22 protein-coding genes and 1 riboswitch are annotated in these 21,401 nt (G+C 68.7%); of the genes, 9 read left to right on the top strand and 13 right to left on the bottom strand.

Annotation, left to right across the window (positions count from 1 at the left end; all coding sequences use genetic code 11):
* The first annotated feature begins 3 nt into the window (after positions 1–3).
* Positions 4–966: a DNA polymerase domain-containing protein gene (locus OG300_RS22465; protein WP_405484616.1), complete on the top strand. Its 963-nt coding sequence runs from the start codon at positions 4–6 to the stop codon at positions 964–966.
* Positions 967–969: 3 nt separating this feature from the next.
* Here OG300_RS22465 and OG300_RS22460 read toward each other — a convergent pair whose 3' ends face one another.
* Complete coding sequence (locus tag OG300_RS22460; protein ID WP_405484614.1) at positions 970–2,256, bottom strand: nitrate/sulfonate/bicarbonate ABC transporter ATP-binding protein; 1,287 nt, start codon at positions 2,254–2,256, stop codon at positions 970–972.
* A gap of 25 nt (positions 2,257–2,281) precedes the next feature.
* Entirely contained in the window at positions 2,282–4,039 is a 1,758-nt protein-coding gene (locus OG300_RS22455; protein ID WP_405484612.1) for an ABC transporter permease, read from the bottom strand.
* A gap of 330 nt (positions 4,040–4,369) precedes the next feature.
* Positions 4,370–4,539, bottom strand: a riboswitch (M-box (ykoK) riboswitch).
* Between the two features lie 129 nt (positions 4,540–4,668).
* Here OG300_RS22455 and OG300_RS22450 point away from each other — a divergent pair.
* Both OG300_RS22450 and OG300_RS22445 read left to right on the top strand, forming a co-directional pair.
* Positions 4,669–5,196 (top strand): DUF3558 domain-containing protein, encoded by a 528-nt coding sequence (locus tag OG300_RS22450; protein WP_405484610.1) that lies wholly within the window; start codon positions 4,669–4,671, stop codon positions 5,194–5,196.
* Complete coding sequence (locus OG300_RS22445; RefSeq protein WP_405484608.1) at positions 5,193–5,708, top strand: DUF3558 domain-containing protein; 516 nt, start codon at positions 5,193–5,195, stop codon at positions 5,706–5,708. Before OG300_RS22450 ends, OG300_RS22445 begins: the two co-directional genes overlap by 4 nt.
* A 5-nt stretch (positions 5,709–5,713) precedes the next feature.
* Here the strand turns inward: OG300_RS22445 and OG300_RS22440 are convergent, their stop codons facing one another.
* From OG300_RS22440 to OG300_RS22405, 8 genes are all read right to left on the bottom strand, one after another.
* Positions 5,714–5,893, bottom strand: a complete 180-nt coding sequence (locus tag OG300_RS22440) for a hypothetical protein (protein WP_405484606.1) — start codon at positions 5,891–5,893, stop codon at positions 5,714–5,716.
* A 362-nt stretch (positions 5,894–6,255) separates the two neighbouring features.
* Positions 6,256–6,447, bottom strand: coding sequence for a hypothetical protein (locus OG300_RS22435; RefSeq protein ID WP_405484604.1), 192 nt, complete (start codon positions 6,445–6,447; stop codon positions 6,256–6,258).
* Between the two features lie 211 nt (positions 6,448–6,658).
* Positions 6,659–7,663 carry an AraC family transcriptional regulator ligand-binding domain-containing protein gene (locus OG300_RS22430; RefSeq protein WP_405484602.1) on the bottom strand — a complete coding sequence of 335 codons (1,005 nt, stop codon included), beginning with the start codon at positions 7,661–7,663 and terminating at the stop codon, positions 6,659–6,661.
* Positions 7,660–8,547, bottom strand: coding sequence for an AraC family transcriptional regulator ligand-binding domain-containing protein (locus tag OG300_RS22425; RefSeq protein ID WP_405484600.1), 888 nt, complete (start codon positions 8,545–8,547; stop codon positions 7,660–7,662). Before OG300_RS22425 ends, OG300_RS22430 begins: the two co-directional genes overlap by 4 nt.
* Entirely contained in the window at positions 8,531–9,472 is a 942-nt protein-coding gene (locus tag OG300_RS22420; protein WP_405484598.1) for an AraC family transcriptional regulator ligand-binding domain-containing protein, read from the bottom strand. The genes OG300_RS22425 and OG300_RS22420 overlap by 17 nt, the downstream gene beginning before the upstream one ends.
* A 123-nt stretch (positions 9,473–9,595) precedes the next feature.
* The gene (locus OG300_RS22415) at positions 9,596–9,787 is read right to left on the bottom strand and encodes a hypothetical protein (protein WP_405484596.1); all 192 of its coding nucleotides are present in this window, start codon (positions 9,785–9,787) and stop codon (positions 9,596–9,598) included.
* A gap of 42 nt (positions 9,788–9,829) precedes the next feature.
* Positions 9,830–11,533 carry an AMP-binding protein gene (locus tag OG300_RS22410; protein WP_405484594.1) on the bottom strand — a complete coding sequence of 568 codons (1,704 nt, stop codon included), beginning with the start codon at positions 11,531–11,533 and terminating at the stop codon, positions 9,830–9,832.
* Positions 11,530–13,179, bottom strand: coding sequence for an AMP-binding protein (locus tag OG300_RS22405; protein WP_405484592.1), 1,650 nt, complete (start codon positions 13,177–13,179; stop codon positions 11,530–11,532). Before OG300_RS22405 ends, OG300_RS22410 begins: the two co-directional genes overlap by 4 nt.
* Positions 13,180–13,236: 57 nt before the next feature.
* On the opposite strand from OG300_RS22405, the gene OG300_RS22400 reads away from it, so the two are divergent.
* Positions 13,237–14,118: a LuxR C-terminal-related transcriptional regulator gene (locus OG300_RS22400; protein WP_405498632.1), complete on the top strand. Its 882-nt coding sequence runs from the start codon at positions 13,237–13,239 to the stop codon at positions 14,116–14,118.
* Positions 14,119–14,127: 9 nt separating this feature from the next.
* Here the strand turns inward: OG300_RS22400 and OG300_RS22395 are convergent, their stop codons facing one another.
* Both OG300_RS22395 and OG300_RS22390 read right to left on the bottom strand, forming a co-directional pair.
* On the bottom strand, positions 14,128–14,475 hold the full coding sequence (locus OG300_RS22395; RefSeq protein WP_405484590.1) for a ribosomal subunit interface protein: 348 nt from the start codon (positions 14,473–14,475) through the stop codon (positions 14,128–14,130).
* Positions 14,476–14,613: 138 nt separating this feature from the next.
* Positions 14,614–15,822 carry a UDP-N-acetylglucosamine--N-acetylmuramyl-(pentapeptide) pyrophosphoryl-undecaprenol N-acetylglucosamine transferase gene (locus OG300_RS22390; protein ID WP_405484588.1) on the bottom strand — a complete coding sequence of 403 codons (1,209 nt, stop codon included), beginning with the start codon at positions 15,820–15,822 and terminating at the stop codon, positions 14,614–14,616.
* 200 nt (positions 15,823–16,022) lie between these two features.
* On the opposite strand from OG300_RS22390, the gene OG300_RS22385 reads away from it, so the two are divergent.
* The 3 genes from OG300_RS22385 (at position 16,023) to OG300_RS22375 (ending at position 18,700) form a co-directional block, all read left to right on the top strand.
* Complete coding sequence (locus OG300_RS22385) at positions 16,023–17,084, top strand: polyprenyl synthetase family protein (RefSeq protein WP_405484586.1); 1,062 nt, start codon at positions 16,023–16,025, stop codon at positions 17,082–17,084.
* Positions 17,085–17,426: 342 nt separating this feature from the next.
* Positions 17,427–18,263 (top strand): hypothetical protein, encoded by an 837-nt coding sequence (locus OG300_RS22380; RefSeq protein WP_405484584.1) that lies wholly within the window; start codon positions 17,427–17,429, stop codon positions 18,261–18,263.
* A complete protein-coding gene (locus tag OG300_RS22375) occupies positions 18,260–18,700 on the top strand; it encodes a hypothetical protein (protein WP_405484582.1) in 441 nt (146 codons plus the stop codon). Before OG300_RS22380 ends, OG300_RS22375 begins: the two co-directional genes overlap by 4 nt.
* Before the next feature lie 64 nt (positions 18,701–18,764).
* Here OG300_RS22375 and OG300_RS22370 read toward each other — a convergent pair whose 3' ends face one another.
* Positions 18,765–19,577 (bottom strand): SAM-dependent methyltransferase, encoded by an 813-nt coding sequence (locus OG300_RS22370; RefSeq protein ID WP_405484580.1) that lies wholly within the window; start codon positions 19,575–19,577, stop codon positions 18,765–18,767.
* Between the two features lie 106 nt (positions 19,578–19,683).
* Between OG300_RS22370 and OG300_RS22365 the strand changes: the two genes are divergently transcribed.
* Together OG300_RS22365 and OG300_RS22360 are read left to right on the top strand one after the other, a co-directional pair.
* Positions 19,684–20,862, top strand: coding sequence for a cytochrome P450 (locus OG300_RS22365; protein WP_405484578.1), 1,179 nt, complete (start codon positions 19,684–19,686; stop codon positions 20,860–20,862).
* 354 nt (positions 20,863–21,216) lie between these two features.
* Complete coding sequence (locus tag OG300_RS22360; RefSeq protein WP_405484576.1) at positions 21,217–21,369, top strand: hypothetical protein; 153 nt, start codon at positions 21,217–21,219, stop codon at positions 21,367–21,369.
* Positions 21,370–21,401: the final 32 nt, after the last annotated feature.

The following is a 21,401-nucleotide window of genomic DNA, read 5'->3' as shown; positions in this document are numbered from 1 at the left end:
CCCATGGGCGAAGACGCGCGGGCCGGACTGAAGTTCTCGAGTCTGGACGCTCCGCTGTTCGACGGCGCCGAGGCCACCAAGGGCGAGTTGATCGACTACCTGGAGGCGGTCGGCGAGCGCATGGTGCCGTATCTGCGGGAGCGGCCGCTGTCGGTGGTGCGGGTGCGGCCCGGCCAGGAACCGTTCATGCAGAAGAACCTGCCCAAGTACACGCCGGACTGGCTGCCGCGGGTGACGCTGTGGGCGGGCAGTTCGAAACGCGAGATCTCCTACGCGCTGGGCGAGGACCTCCGCACCCTGCTCTGGTTCGGCAACCAGCGCGCCGTCGAGTACCACGTCACGCTGCTGCTCGCGGAGAACCTGGTGGACTACTCCGGTGGCCCCACCTACCTGGTGCTGGACATCGACCCCGTGCCCGGCGAGCCGTTCGGTCAGGTGGTCGCGGCGGCCGAATTGATCCGCCGCGCACTGGAGAACGACGGACTCTCCGGTGCCGTCAAGACCAGCGGATCCAAGGGCGTGCACATCTTCGTCCCGGTGGCCTCCGGTGTCGACATCGAGGACGCCGCCGCGGCCACCCGCGCCATCGCGGCCCGGGCCGAACGCCTGGACCCGCACCTGGCCACCACGGCCTTCATTCGAGAAGACCGCGGCGGCAAGGTGTTCCTGGATTCCACCCGGGCGGGCGGGGCGACCGTGGTATCGGTCTACAGCCCCCGCATCCGCCCAGGCGCGACGGTGTCGTTCCCGGTCAGCTGGGCCGAGCTGCCCGGAATCGACCCGCACGATTTCACCATCCGGACCGTGCCGAACCTGCTCGGCGACCGCGACCCGTGGGGCGAGTACCTGCCCGAACCACAGTCGCTCCCAGCGGATCTGATAGCGGAGGGCCACACCATCCCGGTGGCCCGGGTGCAGGCCATGCACGAGGGCAAGCGCCGCGCCCAGGCCCGCCGCAAGGACTGACCCTCACGCGTCGACCGTGTGCCGGGTGAGCAGTCGTTCGGCCGCGTCGTACTCGTAGAGCTCGGCGTAGCGGCCCCAGTCGATGGCGATGCGCAGTTGCTGGCGCGCACCGTCTTCGGTGAACCCACGCCGCAGCAGATCCAGGAAGAAGCCGTCGCGCAACCGTTCCCCGGGCGCGGTGCTCAGCGCGTGATCGATCGCGCCGACCAGCGGGGCCTTGGCCCGGGCCAGGCGCGCGAAAATCGCCTTGGCACTGTCGATGTCGGCCTCGGTGAACATCGACCCGTCGACGGTGAGCTCGATATCGCCGTCCACGGTGGTGGCCAGCCCGAGCATGGTGGCGGCGTCGACCAGCGGCATCAGATCGTCCACCTCGAAGCGCAGGCCGCCCGCGAGCTCCGGCAGATCCGCGCGCCCGCCGCCCGCGGCCACCAGATCCAGCATGCCGCCCAGCCCGTCCACCCCGGCGTCCGGCAGCGGCCGGGTGGTCGGGGTCGGCGTGAAAGCGCTACGGCCACCGTCGAATCCGACGTCGGTGAGCATCCGGTAGGCCTGATCGACCAGCGCCTGGAAACCCGCCCCGCGCGGATCGCGGGGATGATCGAGACCCACCCGGATCTCACCCTTGATCCGGCCGGGGTTGTTGTCCAGCACCAGGATTCGATCGGCCAGCTGCACCGCCTCATCGATATTGTGGGTGACCATCAGCATGGTCTTGGTCGGGAACGCGGTCTCGTCCCACAGCCGCATCAGCTCACCGCGCAGGTTCTCGGCGGTCAGCACGTCCAGCGCCGAGAACGGCTCGTCCATCAGCAGCACCTCCGGCTGCACCACCAGCGCGCGAGCGAACCCGACCCGCTGACGCATCCCGCCGGAAAGCTCCTTGGGATAGGCGTTCTCGAAGCCGTCGAGCCCGATCATGTCGATGGCGTCGGTGACCCGCTCCTCGCGCTCCCAGACCGCGACGCCGCGGGCGCGCAACCCCAGCTCGACGTTCTGTCGCACGGTCAGCCACGGCAGCAGCGCGAAGGTCTGGAACACCATGGCGGTACTGGGATTCGGCTCGGTGATCTCGCTGGTGCGCAGCCGCGCCGAGCCGGCCGACGGCTGCACCAGCCCGGCGATGATGCGCAACAGCGTGGACTTGCCGGACCCGGATTTGCCCAGCAGCGCGACGATTTCGCCCTCGCGCAGTTCCAGGCAGACCTCCGAGAGCACCGGCAGCTGCTCCCCGGAGGGATTGGTGAAGGTCTTGGTGACGCGGTCGACGGTCACGATTGCGGTGGACACGATGGTCCTCCTTTCGAAAGTTGTTTCAGCTCAGGGAGAATCGCGCTTCGGTGCGGCGCTGAAGTCGCCGCCACACCAGGCGGTTGATGCTCACGGTCACGATGCTCATCACCACGGTGCCCAGCAGCACCTTGGCGAAGACGTCGTCGGCGGTGGCATTGGTGATGTACGCGCCCAGCCCGTAGGCCTCCATCCGGGTGTGCCCGGCCTCGACCACCTCGCCGACCAGCGTGGCGTTCCACGCGCCGCCGAACGCGGTGATCGCGCCGACCAGGTAGCCGGGTGCGATCGCGGGCAGGATGAACGACTTCCAGCGCTGCACCCCGTGCACGCCGAGATCGTCCATCGCCTCGCGCAGGTCCGTCGGAATCTGCCCGGCCGCCGCGATGACGTTGAACAGCACGTACCACTGCGCGCCCAGCGCCATCAGCACGATGCCGCCGAAGTTCAGCGAGATGCCCGTGTAGGTGAGCGCCGCGATCACGAAGATGAACAGGAACTGCGCCGGGAAGCTCACCAGCACCTGCACCACCGGCTGCGCGAAGCGGCAGATCCGCGGATTCATGCCGATCCACACCCCGACCGGCACCCACACCAGGGTGGACACCACCAGCAGCACCATCACGCGGGACAGGCTGGCCAGGCCCAGCAGCGCGGTCGGCCCGAATTCGGCCAGGCCCACGGTCCTTTCGAAGTAGGCGGCCAGCGTCCAGGTGCCCCAGGCCAGCACCGCGAACAGCAGTCCGAAGAACAGCACGTCCCCGGCTCGGCTGCCGGTGCGGTCGTCGTAGGCGGAGCGGGTGCTGCGCCCGAACACCCGCATCCCGCGGTCGATCCCCTCACCGACCGGCCGGAGCATGCGGGCGAGCCGACCCGGCACCGTGCTGCGACGCAGCAGGTCCAGGACGAGACTCCTTGGTGCCGAAGCGCTTTCGGTGTTCTCCACCCGGAACCGCTCGGCCCAGGCCGTCAGCGGCCGCCAGAACAGCACGTTCACCAGCACGATGGTGATCACCATGACGAGCGCGCCGAGCATCAGCGTGCCGACCTGCGCCTGCGAGGTGGCGGCCGCGATGAAGCTGCCCATGCCGGGCAGCGCCTCGTCCCGGCCCGACACCGTGATCACCTCGGAGGCCGCGAGCATGAACCACGCGCCGCCGAAGCTCATCATTCCGTTCCAGATCATCGGCACCATGGCGGCCGGAATCTCCAACTGCCACAGGCGCTGCCAGCGGGTCAGCCGCATCATGCGGGCGGCCTCGTCGAGTTCGCGCGGCACCGTGCGCAGCGCCTGGTAGTAGGCGAAGGTCATGTTCCAGGCCATGGCGGTGAAGATGGCGAAGCTGCACGCCGCCTCCGCGCCCAGGTAGGAGCCGCGGAACAGGGCCACGAACGCGGTCACCGTGATGGAGACCAGGGCCAGCACCGGCACCGACTGCAGCACGTCCACCATCGGGACCAGCACCTTCTCCGCCCGCCGGGAGCGTGCCGCCCACTGGCCGACGACCAGGCTGAACAGGATGGAGGCGACCAGGCCGATGAACATGCGCAGGGTGGTGCGGGCCGCGTAGTAGGGCAGTTCGGCCGCGTCGGTGGAGACCGAGCCGACGGCCGCGTCGGGCGTCCAGGGGACGGACATGTCGCGAAAGAGCCTGAGCACCACCAGGATCAGCAGCACCGCGGCGGCCACGATCAGGTAGTCGACCGTGCGCAGCCGCCCGTGTGCCCGGGGTGCCCGCGGCGTCGTGCCGGGACGATTCGGAATTGCGAGTTCGAGGGTCATCGGGAAGTTCTCTCGTGAATACCGCCGCCGCGCGGGGATATGCGGGCAGCATCGAATACCGCCGGGCACGATCGTGCGGACGGGTCATGAGATCGGTGGATATCCGAATTCATTCGCGGAATTGCGCACACGAATATGCGGTGCGCCGAATGGGCACCGTGAATTCAGCAATTGTGGAACGGGAGGGTCAGCGGCCCGATCCGGGAGGGACCGGCCCGCCGGTAGATCCGGGATCGTCGTCGGATGTCGTCATGGTGCTCGGCCTCCTTCCTGGTCGGCGCGATGGGTCAGCGCACGTGGGGGAGGTCGCCCGGAACACTCGGGTAGGGACGGACACCCCTCTCGTCAGAGCTTCGGCACTGTACGACGTGTTCCGCGTCGGAAAGCCACTTCGGATAACCCCTTAATCCGGAGAAATCTGTCCTAACCTTGGGCGTCTCTCGACGTCGTCAGATCAGTGGCCTGTGTTCATACAGGAGCCTCGCCTATCGAGGTGCGATATCGAACCTAGTGAAATGCTGTGCATAAGTCAAAGATCGCGTATTCACAGTGGTGGAGCGATATGTCACAGCAACCGACCGCAGTCCGGTCGATCGCACCGGGCGGGTGTGTCGCCTACGCTGGTCGGCGTGGTGAGAGCAGGAGCTGCGGCGGTGGGTATCGCCCTGATCGGGGTGATGGTCGCCGGCTGCGGCGGGTCGTCGCCGTCGGCCGCGCCGACGACCACCTCGGTCGTGCCCGCGGTGGTGTCGCCGTCGGCCAACACCGTCGGTCTGTGCGGCGGCGTCACCGATGCGGAGGTCGCGCAGGACACGGGTCTGACCGGACTGCACCGGATCGCGGTCAATCCGATGAGCTGCGCCTGGCAGCCCGCCGCCGGCGGCGACTACGCCGTGGTGTTCCAGTGGTTCCGGGGCAGCCCCCTGCAGGCGCGGCGCACCGAGATCACCACCGGCACCCCCGCCACCGTGCAGGTCGCGGGCGACGCGGGCATCGAATGGCACACCGACAACTCGTGCGAGGTGGCCGTGGCCTTCGGTGACACCGACTTCGTCGACTGGAGCTTGACCGCCGCCGCGGATTCCGCACGGCCGCAACCGTGTAAGGCCCTGGAACAGCTCGCCACGAGCACGTTGACGAAGGCGGGACAGGGATGAACCGGCGAGGGTGGTCGCGAATCACGCTGGCGGCGTTGACCATCGCGAGTCTGGCGGGCTGCTCGCACGGTGGTTCCGGCGACCAGGTGCGCCCCGCCGACGATCCCAACTTCCTGGCGGGCTGCGGCCCCCTCGACGATCAGAAGCTGGCGAGCTCGATCACCGTGACGGGGCTGCACCAGCAGCGCAACCCCACCATCTGCGACTGGACCGCCACCAATGCCGGTGGCGGCCCGGTCGACATCACCTACGCCTGGTTGCGCGACGACACCCTGTCCCGGGAGACCGAGATCGCCGCGCAGACCGGATACCAGATCGAGCGCATCGTGGTGAAGCACTACGGCGGCATGTACTGGCGCGACCCGGCGAACCCGGATACCTGCGCGGTGACGGTGGCCGATACCGGCACCGTCACCTGGTGGGTGCAGAACCGAGACCATGCGGCACAACCGGATCCGTGCGCGGCGGCCATGACGCTGATGCAGGCCACGCTGTCGGTCGACGGGGTCTAGATCGGTCACCAGTGGTAGGGGTGCCCGCCCAGCGACGCGTTGTAGATCGCGGTGCGGGGACGGGCGGCGCGCATGTTGACGCGCTCCTGATCGGTAAGTCGCGCCCGACCGCGCCAGCGTCGGAAGAACGCTCCGACGGTCAGGGCGGTGGTGGTGTCGCGGGTCGGGAAAGCGATGACTGCCATGATGGCCTCCTTGACGGAATGCAGGCTGCCGCACCGTTTTCCGTGCGCACCGAAGGCCCGCACGCAGTGGTGCGGGTCGAAGAGGGTGCGGGGATCTCAGGCGTGCACGGTGCCGCAGCGAGCGGTGAATGGAATCGACTGGTGATCCGGACTCGGATACGGACTGTCATCGGATGTCATGGTCGTTTCTCACCTCCTCGCCGCCGGGACGCACGTGGACGTCGCTGTTCGTGCTGCCAGACCACAGTGGCCCGGGGGCTCGTCCCGAGTCAAGGCGCCGCACGGGTATTTACGCATTCCGCCCGTAGATCACACCGGGCGTAAAAACTGGCGGCGCACCGCCCCAACGGCCGGAACGTGGCCTAGTGTTCCAGGAAGGTGGCGACGATGTTCCAGAACATGGCCGGGTCGACCCGGTCGAAATCCCAGCTCTCGGTGAGGCTGTGGGTGGTGCTCACGATGGCCGGGACGTCGAAGTCGTGCCGGGTGGCCGTGCCCTTGGCCTCGATAGCGGTGACGACATAGGCGGTGGCGGTTTCTGCGGTGTGGGGCACGGGCGAAGCTCCAATCGAGTACCGGTCCGGATGGGTCGTGCGGGTGCGCGAGGTCGCGCGTCGTGGCGTTTCCGTCCAGTTTTCTTTCCGCCTGCGGCGCAGGGGAGTTCCGAAGACGCCAACTCGGTGCCGGGCACGCCAACCTTGCTACATGGTTGCCCGAATACCGTACGGTAGGTGCGATTTCGGCGTGCGAGCGGGGTCTGATCGCTCAGGAATCGTCGCGGTCCCGCCAGCGGTGCACCGCCCGGCGCAGGCTCGCCGGGTCCGCGTAGCCCAGGAATTCCGCCTGCTGAGCACGTGGAAGATGTTCGGCCCGTTGCAATCTGCGCCGCCGCGCCCGATCCACCTCGCGCCGCCAGCCGGTGTCGTACTCGGCCAACCGGCGCTGTAGCGAACGCGGGGAGGTCAGCAGCCGCCGCGCTACCGTTTCCAGCGTCGCGACGCCCTCCACTAGCGCCTCGTCGATGACCGTGCCCAGCTGATCGAGCCAGGTCGCGCCGAACTGTGGAGTGGCAGGCAAGGTTCCGGCGTAGGCCAGCAGTACCGACGTCAACTCCGGGTCGGCGCCCTTCATCGGTAGCGCCAGGTCGGCCGTCCGCAGCGTGAGGGCGTCGGTGTCGGCGACGAAATCGATTGAGGTGGTACCGAAAAGCTCGGCGAACGCCGCCGCCGACTCGGGCTCCCGCTGGCGCAGGCCCACCCGCACCGGCACCACCGGATACCGGGTGGCCGACCGGGCTCGGCCGATGATCAGGGCGAAAGCGGCCTGTACCAACAACTCTCGGCCGCGGCAGTCCTCCACCACCGAGGCCACCTCGAAGCGGGTCTCCTCCTCGGTGCGCGCCGTGATCCGCAGGCTGTAACACGTTGTGAGACTGCCGGAGTGGAGCACGCACGAGTCGAGGGCGTCCCCGAGCGTCGGCGCGGACAGGAACAGGTACTCCAGCAGACCGAATTCGCCGGTCGTGGCCTCGTCGCAGGCCCGGAGACCGACGTCGGGATCACCGGTCTCGTGTTCGAGAAGTTCCCACAGCCGCAAGCAGTATCGGGGTGGGACGCGTACTGATTCGCCGCCCTCCCGCCAGTTCGGCACGCCCGCCTGGCGGGCCAGCCGCTCGGCGTCCAGACCGGCCTGTGTGGCGCGCTCGAGCACGAAGCGGGACATGAGAATGCTGTCGGCGCAGTCGTGTCGGGTGTTCACGGCATCGGTCACCGTTCGAGGCGACGCCGGGCGTCGTCGAGTTCGCGGCTGAAACTGGTGCCCGCCGCGGCCAGTCGGCGCTGCAGGGTGCGCGGGCTGACGTGCAGGCGGCGCGCGATATCACCGAGCGACACCGACTCCTGCGCTGACCCGGCCGCCGAACCCAGCGAATCCAGTTCGCCCGCAACGAGATCGGCCCAGGCGGTGGCGGGCGGCAGGTGCAGCCGACTGGCGGACGCGCCGCGCCGCAGCACCGCCGCCAAGCGCGGATCGGCGGTGTGCTGACGTCGTTCCAGATCGGCGTGGCACATCGTGAGGGTATTGCGTTCGGCGCCGAATTCGATTGCCGCCGTGCCGAAGAACTCGGTGAAGGCCGTATGCCGCCGGGGTGAGCGCTGCCGGAAGGTCACCGCCGCCGGGGTGATCGCGGCCTTGGCGCAGTGCCGAGCCCGCGACAGCAGGAAGGCGAAGCTGGCCTGGGCGGCGATCTCCGCGCCGCGGCTCTCGTCCTGCGCGCGGGTGGTGAAGATGGTGTGACGCTCGGTCACCGCCGTCACCTCCAGTCGCCTGCTGCTGGTCATGCAGTCGCCGAATTCCGCCGCCGCGCGCAGTCCCGCTCCCACGGTGTCCGCGGTGGTGACCAGGTATTCGAGCATGCCCAATTCTCCGGTTCCGAAGCGTTCGCCCCCGCGTAATCCCACGTGCGGCTGTTCGACCCGATGCTCGAACAGCTCCCACAGCCGCTGATAGCAGTGGCCGGGCACGCTGCCCTGCGGCTGATCCACCGTCGCGCTGCCCAGTCCCGCCGCGCGGGCCAGCTCGGCCGGATCCAGCCCCGCGGCCTGCGCCCGGACCAGCACGAAGCGCGGTAGCAGCACGCTATCCGAGGTCGTCATGGGATGCCGTTTCTCCGATCCGATCGAGTGCGGCCGCGCCCGAGTCCGGTTGTTCCGAACGGAGTTTGCGCGCGCGGTCCACCTCCAACGTCCAGGTGGTGCCGGATTCGTGCAGTCGCCGCTGCAGGGTGCGCGGGCTGGTGAACAGCCGCCGGGCCACCTGGTCGAGGGAGGGCTCGGCCGCGGTGAGGGTCTGCGCCAGCACGCCGGCGATGCGGTCGGGCCATTCGGTGGCGCGCGGGGGCGGCGGCGGCATGGTGGCGGCGTGGCGGCGCAGCACCGCGGCGAGCATGCGGTCACCGGTGACCTGTCGCAGGTCGAAGTCGGCGGTGCGGAAGGTGACGGTGTCGATCGGCGCGCCGAAATCCACTCGGGCCGAACCGAACGCGTCGGTGAACGCGGTGTGGTCGCGGGGCGCGCGTTCGCGGAAGGCGACGCGCACCGGGTCGATCGGGCGTCCGGTCATCTGCCGGATCCGGGAGACCAGCACCCCGATCACGGCCTGCACGGCCAGATCCCGGCCGCGGCCCGCCCCGTTGATCATGAACAGTTCGAAATTCGCCTCGGTCTCGGTGGATTCGGCGGCCTCGAAGCGATAGTTGGTGCTCGCGGTGCCGACGTAGGGTCCGGCCACCGCCAGACCCTCGCCGAGGGTGTCGGCGGAGGAGACCAGATAGTCGACCAGACCGAACTCACCGATCCGGTACCCGCCGATGGTGCGCAGCGTGGTGCCCGGGTCCCCGGTCTCGTGCTCGAACAGTTCCCACAGCCGCGGGAACAACTCGCTCGAGACCCGCGAATCGCCGTCGCCGACCTGCCAGTCCGGCATTCCGGCCGCCCGCGCCAGTCGCTCCGGATCCACCCCGGCCGCCGCCGCGCGAGTCAGGATGAACCGGGGCATCAGCACGGTGTCGGAGGTCTGCATCAGCCCATGGTGCGGCGAATCCCCAGCCGAAACCGGGAATTCGCCTAACTGTGAGACAACCCGCAACACCCGTCCGCACCGGCGGATACTCCGAATACGACGGGTGCGCCGGAGGTACGCCGCTCAGGCACGCAGGAAGGTCGCCGCTATGCCCCAGAACCGCCGCCGGTCGAGGGCATGGAAATCCCAAGTGCCGGTGAGGTTGTGGGTGGTGGTGACGATTCCCGGCACGTCGAAGTCCGTACGGCTCGCCGCGCCCTTGGCCTCGAGGGCCTCGATGACATAGGCGGTGGCGGATTCCACGGTGTGGGGCACTGGTGCTCCGATCGGTCGTAGCGGCAAAGGGGGCACTGCGATTCAGGGCTTTGGATCGGTCAGAACGTCCTCGTAGCGGTACTCGGTGGGGATTGTCTCGCCGGCCGCGTGGGCCTGCTCCTCACGGCGGCGCAGGTCGACACGACGGATCTTGCCGGAGATCGTCTTCGGTAGTTCGGTGAATTCCAGACGGCGCACACGCAGATAGGGAGCCAGGTGGTCGCGGGCGTATTCGAGGATGACGCGCGCGGTTTCGTGGTTAGCCTCCCATCCTGCCGCCAAGCTGACGTACGCCTTGGGCACTGCGAGGCGCGTGTCATCCGGCTGCGGCACCACCGCGGCCTCGACCACGGCCGGATGCTCGATCAGCACGCTCTCCAACTCGAAGGGGGAGACCTTGTAGTCGGAGCATTTGAAGACGTCGTCGGTGCGGCCGATGTAGGTGATGTAGCCGTCCGCGTCGCGCGCCGCGACGTCGCCGGTGTGGTAGTAACCGCCCGACATCACCGCCGCGTTGCGCTCCGGATCGCCCAGGTAGCCGGTCATCAGATTGACCGGCGCCGCGGCGAGATCCAGGCAGATCTCGCCCTCGTCGGTGAGTTCGCCGGTGATCGGATCCACCAGCACCACCGGCACGCCCGGCACCGGCCGCCCCATCGAACCGGGCTTGAGCAGCTGTCCGGGCGTATTGCCCACCTGCAGCGTGGTTTCCGTCTGCCCGAAGCCGTCGCGGATGGTCAGCCCCCACGCCTTCTCGACCTGCGCGATGACGTCCGGATTCAACGGCTCACCCGCACCGAGGATTTCACGCAAACCGAGCGGACGCTCGCCCAGATCGGCCTGAATCAGCATGCGCCACACCGTCGGCGGCGCGCAGAAGGTGTTCACCTCGGCCCGCCGCAGCTGATCGAGCAGCGCCGCCGCGTCGAAACGCGTGTAGTTGTAGACGAACACCGTCGCCTCGGCCAGCCAGGGCGCGAAGAAACAGCTCCACGCGTGCTTGGCCCAGCCCGGCGCGCTGATGGCGAGGTGGACGTCGCCGGGCCGCACGCCGATCCAGTACATGGTGGACAAGTGACCGACCGGGTAGCTGATCTGCGAGTGCTGCACCATTTTCGGCTTGCTCGTGGTACCGGAGGTGAAGTACACCAGCAGCGGATCGGTGGCCTCGGTGAGCGCCCGGAATGGTCCCGCGGATTCGATGGCCGCGGCATGCGCGTACTCGTGCCAGCCCTCGACCGCCGCGCCCACCACGATGCGGGTGTAGTCGCCCGGCACCTCGTCGAACTTGGCAGTGTCCGCGGCGTTGGCGATGACGAAACCCGCTGCGCCGCGCTCGATCCGGTCGGCCAGATCGGCCGCGCCGAGCGCGCCGGTGGTCGGCATGATGATCGCGCCCAGCTTTGCCACCGCCAGCATGGCCTCCCACAGTTCGACCTGATTGCCCAGCATCAGCATCACCCGGTCACCGAGCCCGACCCCGAGCCCGGACAGCCAGGTGGCCACCTGATCGGAGCGGTCCGCCATCGCCGCGAAGCTGACGCGCTGTTCGGAGCCGTCCTGCTCGACGATCCACAGCGCGGTCTTGTCGTTGCCCCGCGCGATCACGTCGAACCAGTCGGTGGCCCAATTGAATTCACCGGTCAGCCGCGGCCATTCGAACTCGCGCAGGGCCGCGTCGTAGTCGGTGGCCGCGGCCAGCAGCGTGTCACGGGCGGCGCGGTAGGCGTCGGTATTGGCGGTCATGCGTCCTCCTGGGCGGACAGGCCGAGCAGTCGCGTGCCGATCTCACGCATCTCGACCTTGCGGATCTTGCCGGTCACCGTCATCGGGAACTCGTCGACGAGGTGTACGTAGCGGGGAATCTTGTAGCGCGCCAGCTTGCCCGCGCAGAACTCGCCCAGGCTCTCGGCGGTGAGCGCGGACGCGCCCTCGCGCAACCGGATCCAGGCCATCAGCTCCTCGCCGTACTTGGCGTCGGGCACCCCGATCACCTGGGCGTCGAGGATGTCGGGATGGGTGTAGAGGAATTCCTCGATCTCGCGCGGGTAGATGTTCTCCCCGCCGCGGATCACCATGTCCTTGATCCGGCCGGTGATGGCCACGTAGCCCTCGTCGTCCATGGTGGCCAGGTCGCCGGTGTGCATCCAGCGTGCGGAATCGATGGCGTCCGCGGTCTTCTCGGGCTGTTCCCAGTAACCGAGCATGACCGAGTAGCCGCGGGTGCACAGTTCCCCGGCCGCGCCGCGCGGCACCGTCACCCCGGTGACCGGGTCCACGATTTTGATCTCGATGTGCGGCCCGGCCCGGCCGACGGTGGCGGTGCGCTGGGCCAGCGAATCGTCGCGGCGGGTCTGCGTCGACACCGGGGAGGTCTCCGTCATCCCGTAGCAGATGCTGACCTCGCGCATGCCCATTCGGTCGATCACCTGCTTCATCACCTCCACCGGGCACGGTGACCCGGCCATGATGCCGGTGCGCAGCGACGACAGGTCGTAGCTGTCGAACTCCGGATCGGCCAGCTCGGCGATGAACATGGTGGGCACCCCGTAGAGCGACGTACAGCGTTCCGCCGCAACGGCTTCCAGGGTGGCGCGCGGATCGAACGCCGGAGCCGGGATCACCATGGCGGCACCGTGACTGGTGGCGGCCAGATTCCCCATGACCATGCCGAAGCAATGATAGAAGGGCACGGGAATGCAGATGCGGTCCTGCTCGGTGTAGCCGCACAGCTCGCCGACGAAGTACCCGTTGTTGAGAATGTTGTGGTGGCTGAGGGTCGCACCCTTGGGGAAACCCGTTGTGCCGGAAGTATATTGGATGTTGATCGGATCGTCGGTCGACAACGCCGCGCCCGCCGCCACCAGTAGTTCCGGGTCCGCCGCACGGCCGTTGTCGAACACTGCCAGCCACTGCGGACTGTCCAGCAGCACCACCTGTTCGAGCTCCGGGCACTCCGGCCGGACCTCCGCGATCATGCCCGCGTAGTCGGAGGTCTTGAAGAACGGCGCGGCCACCAGCAGTCGAATCCCGGCCTGCCGCAGCACATATCGCAGTTCGTGCGAGCGGTAGGCGGGATTGATGTTGACCAGGATCGCGCCGATCTTGGCGGTGGCGTACTGGGTCAGCGTCCACTGCGGGCAGTTCGGGGCCCAGATGCCGACCCGGTCGCCCTTCCCGATCCCCGCCGCCAGCAGGCCCAGCGCCAGCGCGTCCACCTCCGCGGCGAGCTCGCGATAGGTCCACCGCAGACCGGTGGTGTGGTCGATCAGCGCCTCGCGATCCGGATGCGTGGCCGCGGTCCGATCCAGGTTCGCGCCGATGGTGTCCCCCAGCAGTGGTGCGTCCCAGACGCCGGAGGTATAGCTTTGTCCGCCCGTGCTCTCGCTCACATGGATAGGATCTACGTCACACCCACCCCCGACTACCCCCGGAAGGGGCTACCCGAGATGACCCCGGCCGCCGACGGCGTATCGCACCTCAGCGATGGCCTGCTGCGTCCCAGCGACGGTGACGCGCTGCGCGCCGAGCTGCGGGTTCTCTCGTCGCTGTCCGGTCTGCCGGTGGTCTTCGGCGGTCCGGTGCACGCCGGGTCGGTGGTCCTGAACGAGTTCGTCGGCACCCGCACCGACGGCATGCGCGGGCTGGTGGTCGCGCCCAGTTCGGGGCTGGGCGGTGCCGCGGTGGCGACCGGGCGGCCGCGTTCGGTGGCCGACTATCGCTCGGCCTCGACCATCACCCACCACTACGACGTCCCGGTGCTGGGGGAGGGGCTGCGGGCCGTGGTCGCGGTGCCGGTGGTGCTGGGCGGGGACGTGCGCGCGGTGCTGTACGTGGCCAACCGGGATTCCGGGGCGATCGGCGATCGCATCGCCGACGAGATGGTGCAGGCCGCGCGGCGGCTGGGCACCGAGCTCGCGATTCGCGACGAGGTGGATCGGCGGCTGCGGCTGCGCGCGGTCCGGGAGACCGCCACGACGGCGGATGCGGTTGTCACCGAACAACTTCGGGAACTGCACACCGAGCTGCGGGACATCACCCAGGGAGTCTCGGACGCCACGGCGCGCACCCGCCTGCGGGCAGTGTCGGAGAAGCTGGCCCGGCTGGTCTCGGGTGTCGCCGCCCCCGACGCGGCGGTCACCCTCGCGCCACGTGAACTCGACGTACTCGCTCACGTGGCGCTCGGCTGTACGAATCTGGAAGCGGCCCAGCGGCTTTCGCTGCGCGCGGAGACGGTGAAGAGCTACCTGCGCAGCGCCATGACCAAACTGGGCGCGCACAATCGCCACGAGGCGGTCGTGCGCGCACGCCGCCTCGGGCTGCTGCCCTAGTTCATCGGGTCATTCGGTGGCCAGGTGCCGGATGGTTTCGCCGCCCTTGGCGTGGTGCAGGCGGCCGAATTTGCTGTCGAGCAGATGAGCCATGCTGTCCGCGGCCCCGGTGTAGGCATCCTCGACGGTCGCGGCCGCGTGTGTCGTCGCGACCGGTGGCTGACCCTTCGGCCGCGCCTCGAGGGTGCACTTCTTGTCTTCGGACCCGCCCTTGTGACCGTTCACGTCGGTGATGTGGGCTTCGACCCGGGTGAGGTGCTCCGCGAATCGATCCAGTACCGCGGCAATGGTGTCCGTGGCTTCCTGGGCGATCGCGCCGCCGCCGACGTGCTTGTCGGCGAAGACCTGGATTTGCATGGCATCTCCACTCTCTCGGAATAGCCGAGAACTTGCTGACATCCCCGACTTTACCCGTACTTGACGGTTCCCGTGGGTCATAAACATCACCGGTGTCCGCACCGGTCCCGACGGTAGGCTCGGGATGAGTCGTGTCGGTCAGCGGGTCGCGAGATCCAGCACCGTCAGCGCCAGGTCTTCGGCCGCCTGCGGATGGCCCAGCGCCCGGGCCGCGGCGGAAACCGCTGCACGGGAATCGGATTCGGTGAGCAGCTCGGTGAGCGCGGCCCGCAGATTGGCGGCGGTGGCGTCGTCGCCGATCAGGGCGCGGGCCGCATTGTGCTCCGCGAGGATGCGGGCATTGCGAATCTGTTCGCCTCCCACCGAATGCGGGTACGGGATCAGCACCGACGGCTTACCGAGGGTGGTCAGTTCGGCGAGAGTGCCTGCGCCGGAACGGGAAAGCACCACATCGGCCAGGGCCAGCACATCGGCGATCTCGGGACCGATGAACTCGCGCACCAGATATCGGCCGCGCACCGCCTCGGGCAGCGTGGTGGCGAACTCGCGGACCTGCTCGTAGGAGCGGCGGCCGCACTGGTGAATCACGTTGGCGGAGTCCAGGAGTGCGGGCAGCAGCTCGCGGATCAGATCGTTGATCTGTACCGCGCCCTGCGCGCCGCCGGTGATGTAGAGCGTCGGCAGTTCAGGGGTATAGCCGTCCCAGTCCAGGGCCTTGACCGCGGCGGCCGGGTCGCCGGACACCAGCGCGGGGCGAATCGGATTGCCGGTGACCACGGCTCGGCCCCGGACCTTCGCGGGCAGCAGGGGCAGCGAGGCCTCGGAGCTCAGCGCGATGCGGTCGGCCATCCGCGCCAGCAGCTGATTGGCCTTGCCGATTCCGGTGGTCTGCTCGTGGATGACCAGCGGTCGGCGTCGCAGCGCGGCGGCCATGCCGATCGGCGCGCAGACGTAGCCGCCGGTGCACAGCACCGCGTCCGGTCGGAAGCGGCGGACCACGCCCTGGGCGGCGAGCACGCTCACCGGCACCCGGAAGGCATCGCGAGCATTGTCCGCATTGAGCATTTTGAGCGGATTGCGGTCGCGCCGCAGCTTTCCCGCCTTGATACCGGTGAACTCGATGTCGTTCTCGCTGGCCACCCGCTGCTCGAGACTATCGGGCGTGCCGACCCACAGCACCTCCGCGGTGGCGCCGCTGGCCGCCACCAGATCGCGCAGCGCCCGGACGGCGGCCACCGCCGGATAGGTGTGCCCACCCGTGCCGCCACCGGCCACGATCACCCGCACGCTGCCGCGGGAACTCAATCGGCGCAGGATCGAGTCGCGGTCGGCATCGGGATTCGGCATGGTGGGGCCTCTCCTGGAGTGGGTGACGGGGCAGCGCCCAGGCTATCGCGAGCGCGGGCGAATCGACCGGTCCGGGAGGTACCGGTCGGTCGGCGAGGATTGCGGGGTGTTGGCGAGACGCCGCCCGCCCTCTACCATGATTGTGACGCTGATCACGTTGCCGCAGTGACGATCTCGAATCCCGACCCCCGGAGGTTGCCATGAGTGCGTCGACAGCGGCAGGGTCCGCGTTCCTCCCCGAGGACGGCCGCCGCGGCCGGGAATCCGGAAACGGCACGCGCGCAACGAGTTTGCTGTCCCGGGCCCGCATCCTGACCGCGCCCATCATGCGCACCGCCGTCGACACGCTCCCCGGTGACCTGCGGTCCATGGCCGCCTATCACCTCGGCTGGTGCGAGGCGGGCAGCGGCAGCACGCTGTCCGGGCGGGGACTGGGACCCGCGCTGGTGATCGCGGCGGCGGAGGCGGCGGGCTGCCCGGCGGAGGGGGCGACACACGCGGCGGCCGCGGTGGAGTTGGTGCACAACTTCACCCTCATCCACGACGATGTGATGCTCGGCGACCTGGTGCGGCACGGCCGTCCGGCGCTGTGGCGGGTGTGGGGCGTCGACGACGCGGTGCTGGCGGGGGACGCGCTGCACAGCCTGGCGCTGTGGACGCTGTGCGACGGGCCGCGCGCGGCGCTGAGCGCGGTGGCGCGGCTCGAGGACGCGGTCATCGAGCTGTGCCTGGGGCAGCATCACGATCTGGCCTCCGAGGACGGGCTGGATTTCACACTCGACGGTTGCCTGGAGGTGTTGCGGCACAAGAGCGCCGCGCTGCTGGGCTGTGCGTGCGCGGTGGGCGCGCTGTGCGCGGGTGCCCCGTCGGAGGTGGTGGCCGCGATGGACCGATTCGGGCGGGAGGTGGGCATCGCCTGCCGGATCGTGCACGACATGCGCGGCATCTGGGGTGATCCGGCCCGGCCGACCCGACCGGTCGGGTCGGATCTCTTGCGGCGCAAGCACACTCTGCCGGTGGTCGCCGCGCTGAACTCGCCGACTCCGGCCGGACGGGAGTTCGCCGAGATCTACGCGGCCGACCGTCCGATGGACCAGGCGACCGCCGCCCACGCGGCCCAGCTGATCGAGCGCGCGGGCGGAAAAGCCTGGGCGCAAGCGGAATCCGTGCGCCACGTGCGGGCGGCGGCAGCCATGGTGGCGGGCCCGCGAACCGGCGATCTGCTGGCCCTCGCGGAATCCGTCGTGAATCGCGAGCGGTGAATACGAATGGGACAAAACAATTCGACCGGGCGGTTCATATTGTGCCCCAGAGTATTTCCGCAACCGGGACGATCAACCTGACTTGACGCCGCCCGTACGCCTGTTGCGGATCGTTTGCGCAGGTGAGCCCCCATGGGTCGCCGCAACCCACCGGCCGGTTAGGGACTTAGGTAATCAATTCACCGGACTTCATTGCTCCAAAACTGCTGGGCTGACAGGATCGTCTACGAGCGGTGAACGGGTTCGAAGCGTTCACTCTCGAAATCTCAACCAGGCGTGTGCTTTTCGATTCTCGGCGGCCAACGGCCGTATTCCGTCATGCCTATTCCCAGGAGTTCGCTCATGAGCGCCGCAGCTGTCACCGCACCCTGGCAATTGCAGGCGCTCGGTCGGGGATCGGCCCGGGAACTGGTGCGGGAACTGGCACACGCCGCCGCGGGCGCGCATACCGGCGTGCTGCGGGTAACCGGAGAGCCGGGCGGGGATCTGCACGTCGTCCACGGGCTGGTGGTCGCCGTGGCCTCGCCCGGTGCGCCCGGTGTGCGAGAACTGCTCTCGCGCCCCGGGCGCATCTCCACCGGAGTAGCGGATTTGAACGTGGTGGCGTTGATGTCGGCAGTGGACGGCGCCTTCGCCATCGCGTCCGGCTGGATCGGCGGCTGCCAATGGCAGACCCTGCCCGCCGAATCCAGTGTGCCCCAGGATTCGATGCCGCCAGTGCCCGGCGTCGAGTCCTGGTGGCTACTCCTGGAAGTCGAGCGGCGGCTCTGCGCGCTGGCGCACGGTCGCATCTCCCCGCACCGCAACAATCTGCTGCTCACCGAGCGCGGCCGGGTGCTGCTCAGCACGCCCGGCACCGGTCAGCGCGGTGAGATCCTGCTGTGGGCCGACGGCCGCCGCAGTTGCCGCGATATCTCGATGCTGTTGTCCCGCAGCCTGTATGCGGTGACCGTCGAGGTGGTCCGGATGCTCGACGACGATCTGCTCGCCATCGCGCCCATCGAACCCGAACGGCCCGCCGCGACCGAGTCCGCGCCCGCGAGCGGCGGCCGCTCGCTGCTGCCGCGCCGTCGTCGCGGTGCCAGCGGCATCAACGACACCCTCCCGCCGCGGCCACCGCAGCCGCAGCAGCGCGGCCAGCGAGCCGTCACCCCGCGGAAACCGGAAAGGACATCATGAACACAACGAGCGCCTCCAGTAGTCCGGGCAGCCTGACGGACAAGATCACGACGCTGGTCAAGGTGCTGCGCTCGGAGGTTCCCGAATGCATCGCCGCCGGGGCCATCGACATGGAGACCGGAATGCTGCTGGCCGTCGAGACCGTGGACAACCATCCACAGGAGGTCCTCGACCTGCTCGCCGCGGCCACCCTCGACCTGTTCCAGGGCCGCAATGTGGTGATGATCGAGAGCATTTGGAAGGAACGGCGCGGAATCATCCAGGACAGCCACTATTTCCAGGAGATTCTGGTCAACAGCGACAATCTCACCCACCTGTTCATTCGCACCGAGAGTCGTGACGACGTGGTGATCGTGGTGGTGTGCCGCAAAACGGTGAATGTCGGCATGCTCTTCGCACAGGCGCGACGAGTACTGAAAGACATCGGCCGACTCTGACTTGGCGGGAAGCGGGTGGGTCGCGATGAATTCTCGCGGCCCACTCCCGCATGTCCGGGTCCGGTCAGGGAATGCGGGCCACCGCGCCGAGCATGGACACTGCTTCGGGGCGGGGATGCGGGCGGTATTCCTCCGGCCGCCAGGTGGTGACCGCGGTGATCCCCGGCGGCACCAGGGTGAGACCGTCGAAGAATTTCGCGAACTCGGCGCTGGAACGCAATTGGAACGGCACCCCGCTGCGCTGGTTCGCCTCCGAGGAGCGCGCCAGCTCGTCCTCGTCGAGGTGGTCGCTGGTGGCGTGCGACATCACCAGGTAGCTGCCGGGGGCGAGGGGTTCGATCAGGGTGCGTAGCAATTCGTAGGGCTGCTGCTCGTCGGTCATGAAGTGCATGACGGCGACCACCATGAGCGCGACCGGCTGCGAAAGGTCCAGGGTGGCCAGCAGATCGGGGTGGCTGAGTATTTCGGCGGGGCGGCGCAGGTCGGCGTCCAGGTAGGCGGTCGCGCCCTCGGGGGAGCTGTCGAGCAGGTGCCGGGCGTGGACCAGCACGATGGGGTCGTTGTCCACGTAGACGATCCGCGATTGCGGGGCGATGCCCTGCGCGATCTCGTGCACGTTGCCCGCGGTCGGCAGGCCGGTGCCGATATCGAGGAACTGCCGGATCCCGGCCTCGGCGGCCAGATAGCGGGTGACCCGGCGCAGGAAGTTGCGGTTCTCCACGGCTGCCAGGCGTACCGTCGGAAACGCCTCCGCGACCGCGTCCGCGGACTCGCGATCGGCCGCGAAATTGTCCTTGCCACCCAGCCAGTAGTCGTACCGGCGGGCCGGATGCGGTTTGGTGGTGTCGACGCGATCGGCGGCTGAATCCGAGTTCACAACGCTCCCAATGCTTTTCGGCTACTGTCTGATCATGTCAGCTCGAGTTGCGGACCGGTAGCGGCAATTTCTGCCCGGACTCCGCGGCACCGCCGGAAGGTTCGTCATGCAGTTGCGCTACAGCCCCTACGATTTCGATGTCCATGCCGATCCGTATCCCTACTATGCCAGGTTGCGTAGCGAGGCCCCGATCTATCGGAACGAGACCGACGACTTCTGGGCCTTCTCCCGCCACGCCGACGTGCTGTCCGCCCTGCGTGACTCCGATCGCTACTCCAGCGTCAACGGGCTGCGGATGGAACCGGCCTTCTGGGGCCCGCAGGCCGAGCACTTCTTCTCCTTCGTCGCGATGGATCCGCCCAAGCACACCCGGCTGCGCGGCCTGGTCACCCGCGCGTTCACCGCGCACCGGGTGCAGGCCCTCGAACCGCGACTGACCGAGATCGCGCGCGGCCTGCTGGAACCGCTGCTCGAGCGCGGCAGCTTCGACCTGATGGCCGATTTCGCCGGGCCCTTCCCGACCGACGTGATCTCCGAACTGGTCGGCGTGCCCGAGAGCGATCGCGAGATGCTGCGCAAGCTCGGCATGGAGATCATGTACACCGAGGAGGAGTCGACCGATCTGCGCCCGGAGGCCATGGCCGCCATCGGCGCACTGGTCGGCTACTACACCGAGCTCACCATCGAACGCAGCAAGGAGCGCCGCGACGATCTGCTGTCCGGACTGCTCGACGCCGCCGACGGCGACGACCGCCTCACCCCCGAGGAGATCGTCGGTGTGCTGATCCTGCTCGTCGGCGCGGGCATCGAGACCAGCATGCTGACCTTCGGCAATGCCTGGAACGCGGCCGCCCAGCATCCGAAGCAGCGACAGCAGGCCCTCGACGGCCGCGTCGACGATTGGATCGCGGAGGCCATGCGCTGGGATCCGGCCACCCAGACCCAGTTGCGCACCACCACCGCGCCGATCACCCTGCACGACACCGACATTCCGGCGGGTGCGCGCATCCTGCTGCTCACCGGATCCGCCAACCGTGACCCGGAGGTGTTCACCGACCCGGACGCCTTCGACCTCGACCGCGACACCGCCGCATCCTTGGTCTTCGGCAGCGGCCGGCACCACTGCCTCGGCTCGAACCTGGCGCTGCTGGAACTGCGGGTGGCGTTGCGGGAGATCAACGCGCGCGTCGCCGATTTCGAGGTGGACCTCGCGGGGGCCAAGCGCATCCACGCCTCCAACAACCGCGGCTTCGCGAGCTTGCCCACCACGGTGACGCTGCGCTGACCGTCGGCAATCGGAGTAAGACGCTGCGGCCCCGGACTCTCCGGGGCCGCAGTGCTGTCCGGAGCCGGGACGCCCCGGAATGCGGGGTAGGTGGAACAGCCTGTCGCGGGTACCGGCAACCTGCGGATCGTCGGCCGCGGCAGCGGCATCGACCGGGGGGTGCCACGCGGACAAGACTGGACGTTTGCTCAGTTCGGACGGTGGCGCGTTGGCGACGCGGAGATGTGCCGGGACAGTGGCATCGGTGGGTCTTCGCCGTGGTCACGGGCCTCGGGGCCGGTGATTCTGTGGGCTTGCGATTGAACCGACCACTGTGCGTGATCACGATCTCCTTTCTCGGCGAGCGGAATTGCCATGCCGTTGCTACGGTGTGCCGATCGCCGACCCGCACTGCTGCCGGATCTCTGGTCGGCGGTACGCGTTTCGATCGGCAGCTGGAAGGACGCCGTCGATGCCCGTGCCGGTTGCCGCCTGGAGAGATTCGGCGGAGCGGCGGCGAAGTCCTGACGTCGCAGCACTTCTTCGGCTGGTTGCCGAGC

Origin of the sequence: Nocardia sp. NBC_00511, assembly GCF_045161165.1 — a bacterium.
Lineage (GTDB): Bacteria > Actinomycetota > Actinomycetes > Mycobacteriales > Mycobacteriaceae > Nocardia.
Note: the sequence above shows the minus strand (reverse complement) of the source record. Positions and strands in the feature narration are given on the sequence as shown.

Bases quoted from the DNA above. Each gene is read 5' to 3' on its own strand.
- OG300_RS22465 (WP_405484616.1), top strand. From the start codon at position 4: ATGGGCGAAGACGCGCGGGCCGGACTGAAGTTCTCGAGTCTGGACGCT.
- OG300_RS22455 (WP_405484612.1), bottom strand. From the start codon at position 4,039: ATGACCCTCGAACTCGCAATTCCGAATCGTCCCGGCACGACGCCGCGG.
- OG300_RS22445 (WP_405484608.1), top strand. From the start codon at position 5,193: ATGAACCGGCGAGGGTGGTCGCGAATCACGCTGGCGGCGTTGACCATC.
- OG300_RS22440 (WP_405484606.1), bottom strand. From the start codon at position 5,893: ATGGCAGTCATCGCTTTCCCGACCCGCGACACCACCACCGCCCTGACC.
- OG300_RS22425 (WP_405484600.1), bottom strand. From the start codon at position 8,547: ATGACGACCTCGGATAGCGTGCTGCTACCGCGCTTCGTGCTGGTCCGG.
- OG300_RS22420 (WP_405484598.1), bottom strand. From the start codon at position 9,472: ATGCAGACCTCCGACACCGTGCTGATGCCCCGGTTCATCCTGACTCGC.
- OG300_RS22410 (WP_405484594.1), bottom strand. From the start codon at position 11,533: ATGACCGCCAATACCGACGCCTACCGCGCCGCCCGTGACACGCTGCTG.
- OG300_RS22400 (WP_405498632.1), top strand. From the start codon at position 13,237: ATGACCCCGGCCGCCGACGGCGTATCGCACCTCAGCGATGGCCTGCTG.
- OG300_RS22395 (WP_405484590.1), bottom strand. From the start codon at position 14,475: ATGCAAATCCAGGTCTTCGCCGACAAGCACGTCGGCGGCGGCGCGATC.
- OG300_RS22390 (WP_405484588.1), bottom strand. From the start codon at position 15,822: ATGCCGAATCCCGATGCCGACCGCGACTCGATCCTGCGCCGATTGAGT.
- OG300_RS22385 (WP_405484586.1), top strand. From the start codon at position 16,023: ATGAGTGCGTCGACAGCGGCAGGGTCCGCGTTCCTCCCCGAGGACGGC.
- OG300_RS22380 (WP_405484584.1), top strand. From the start codon at position 17,427: ATGAGCGCCGCAGCTGTCACCGCACCCTGGCAATTGCAGGCGCTCGGT.
- OG300_RS22375 (WP_405484582.1), top strand. From the start codon at position 18,260: ATGAACACAACGAGCGCCTCCAGTAGTCCGGGCAGCCTGACGGACAAG.
- OG300_RS22365 (WP_405484578.1), top strand. From the start codon at position 19,684: ATGCAGTTGCGCTACAGCCCCTACGATTTCGATGTCCATGCCGATCCG.
- OG300_RS22360 (WP_405484576.1), top strand. From the start codon at position 21,217: ATGCCGTTGCTACGGTGTGCCGATCGCCGACCCGCACTGCTGCCGGAT.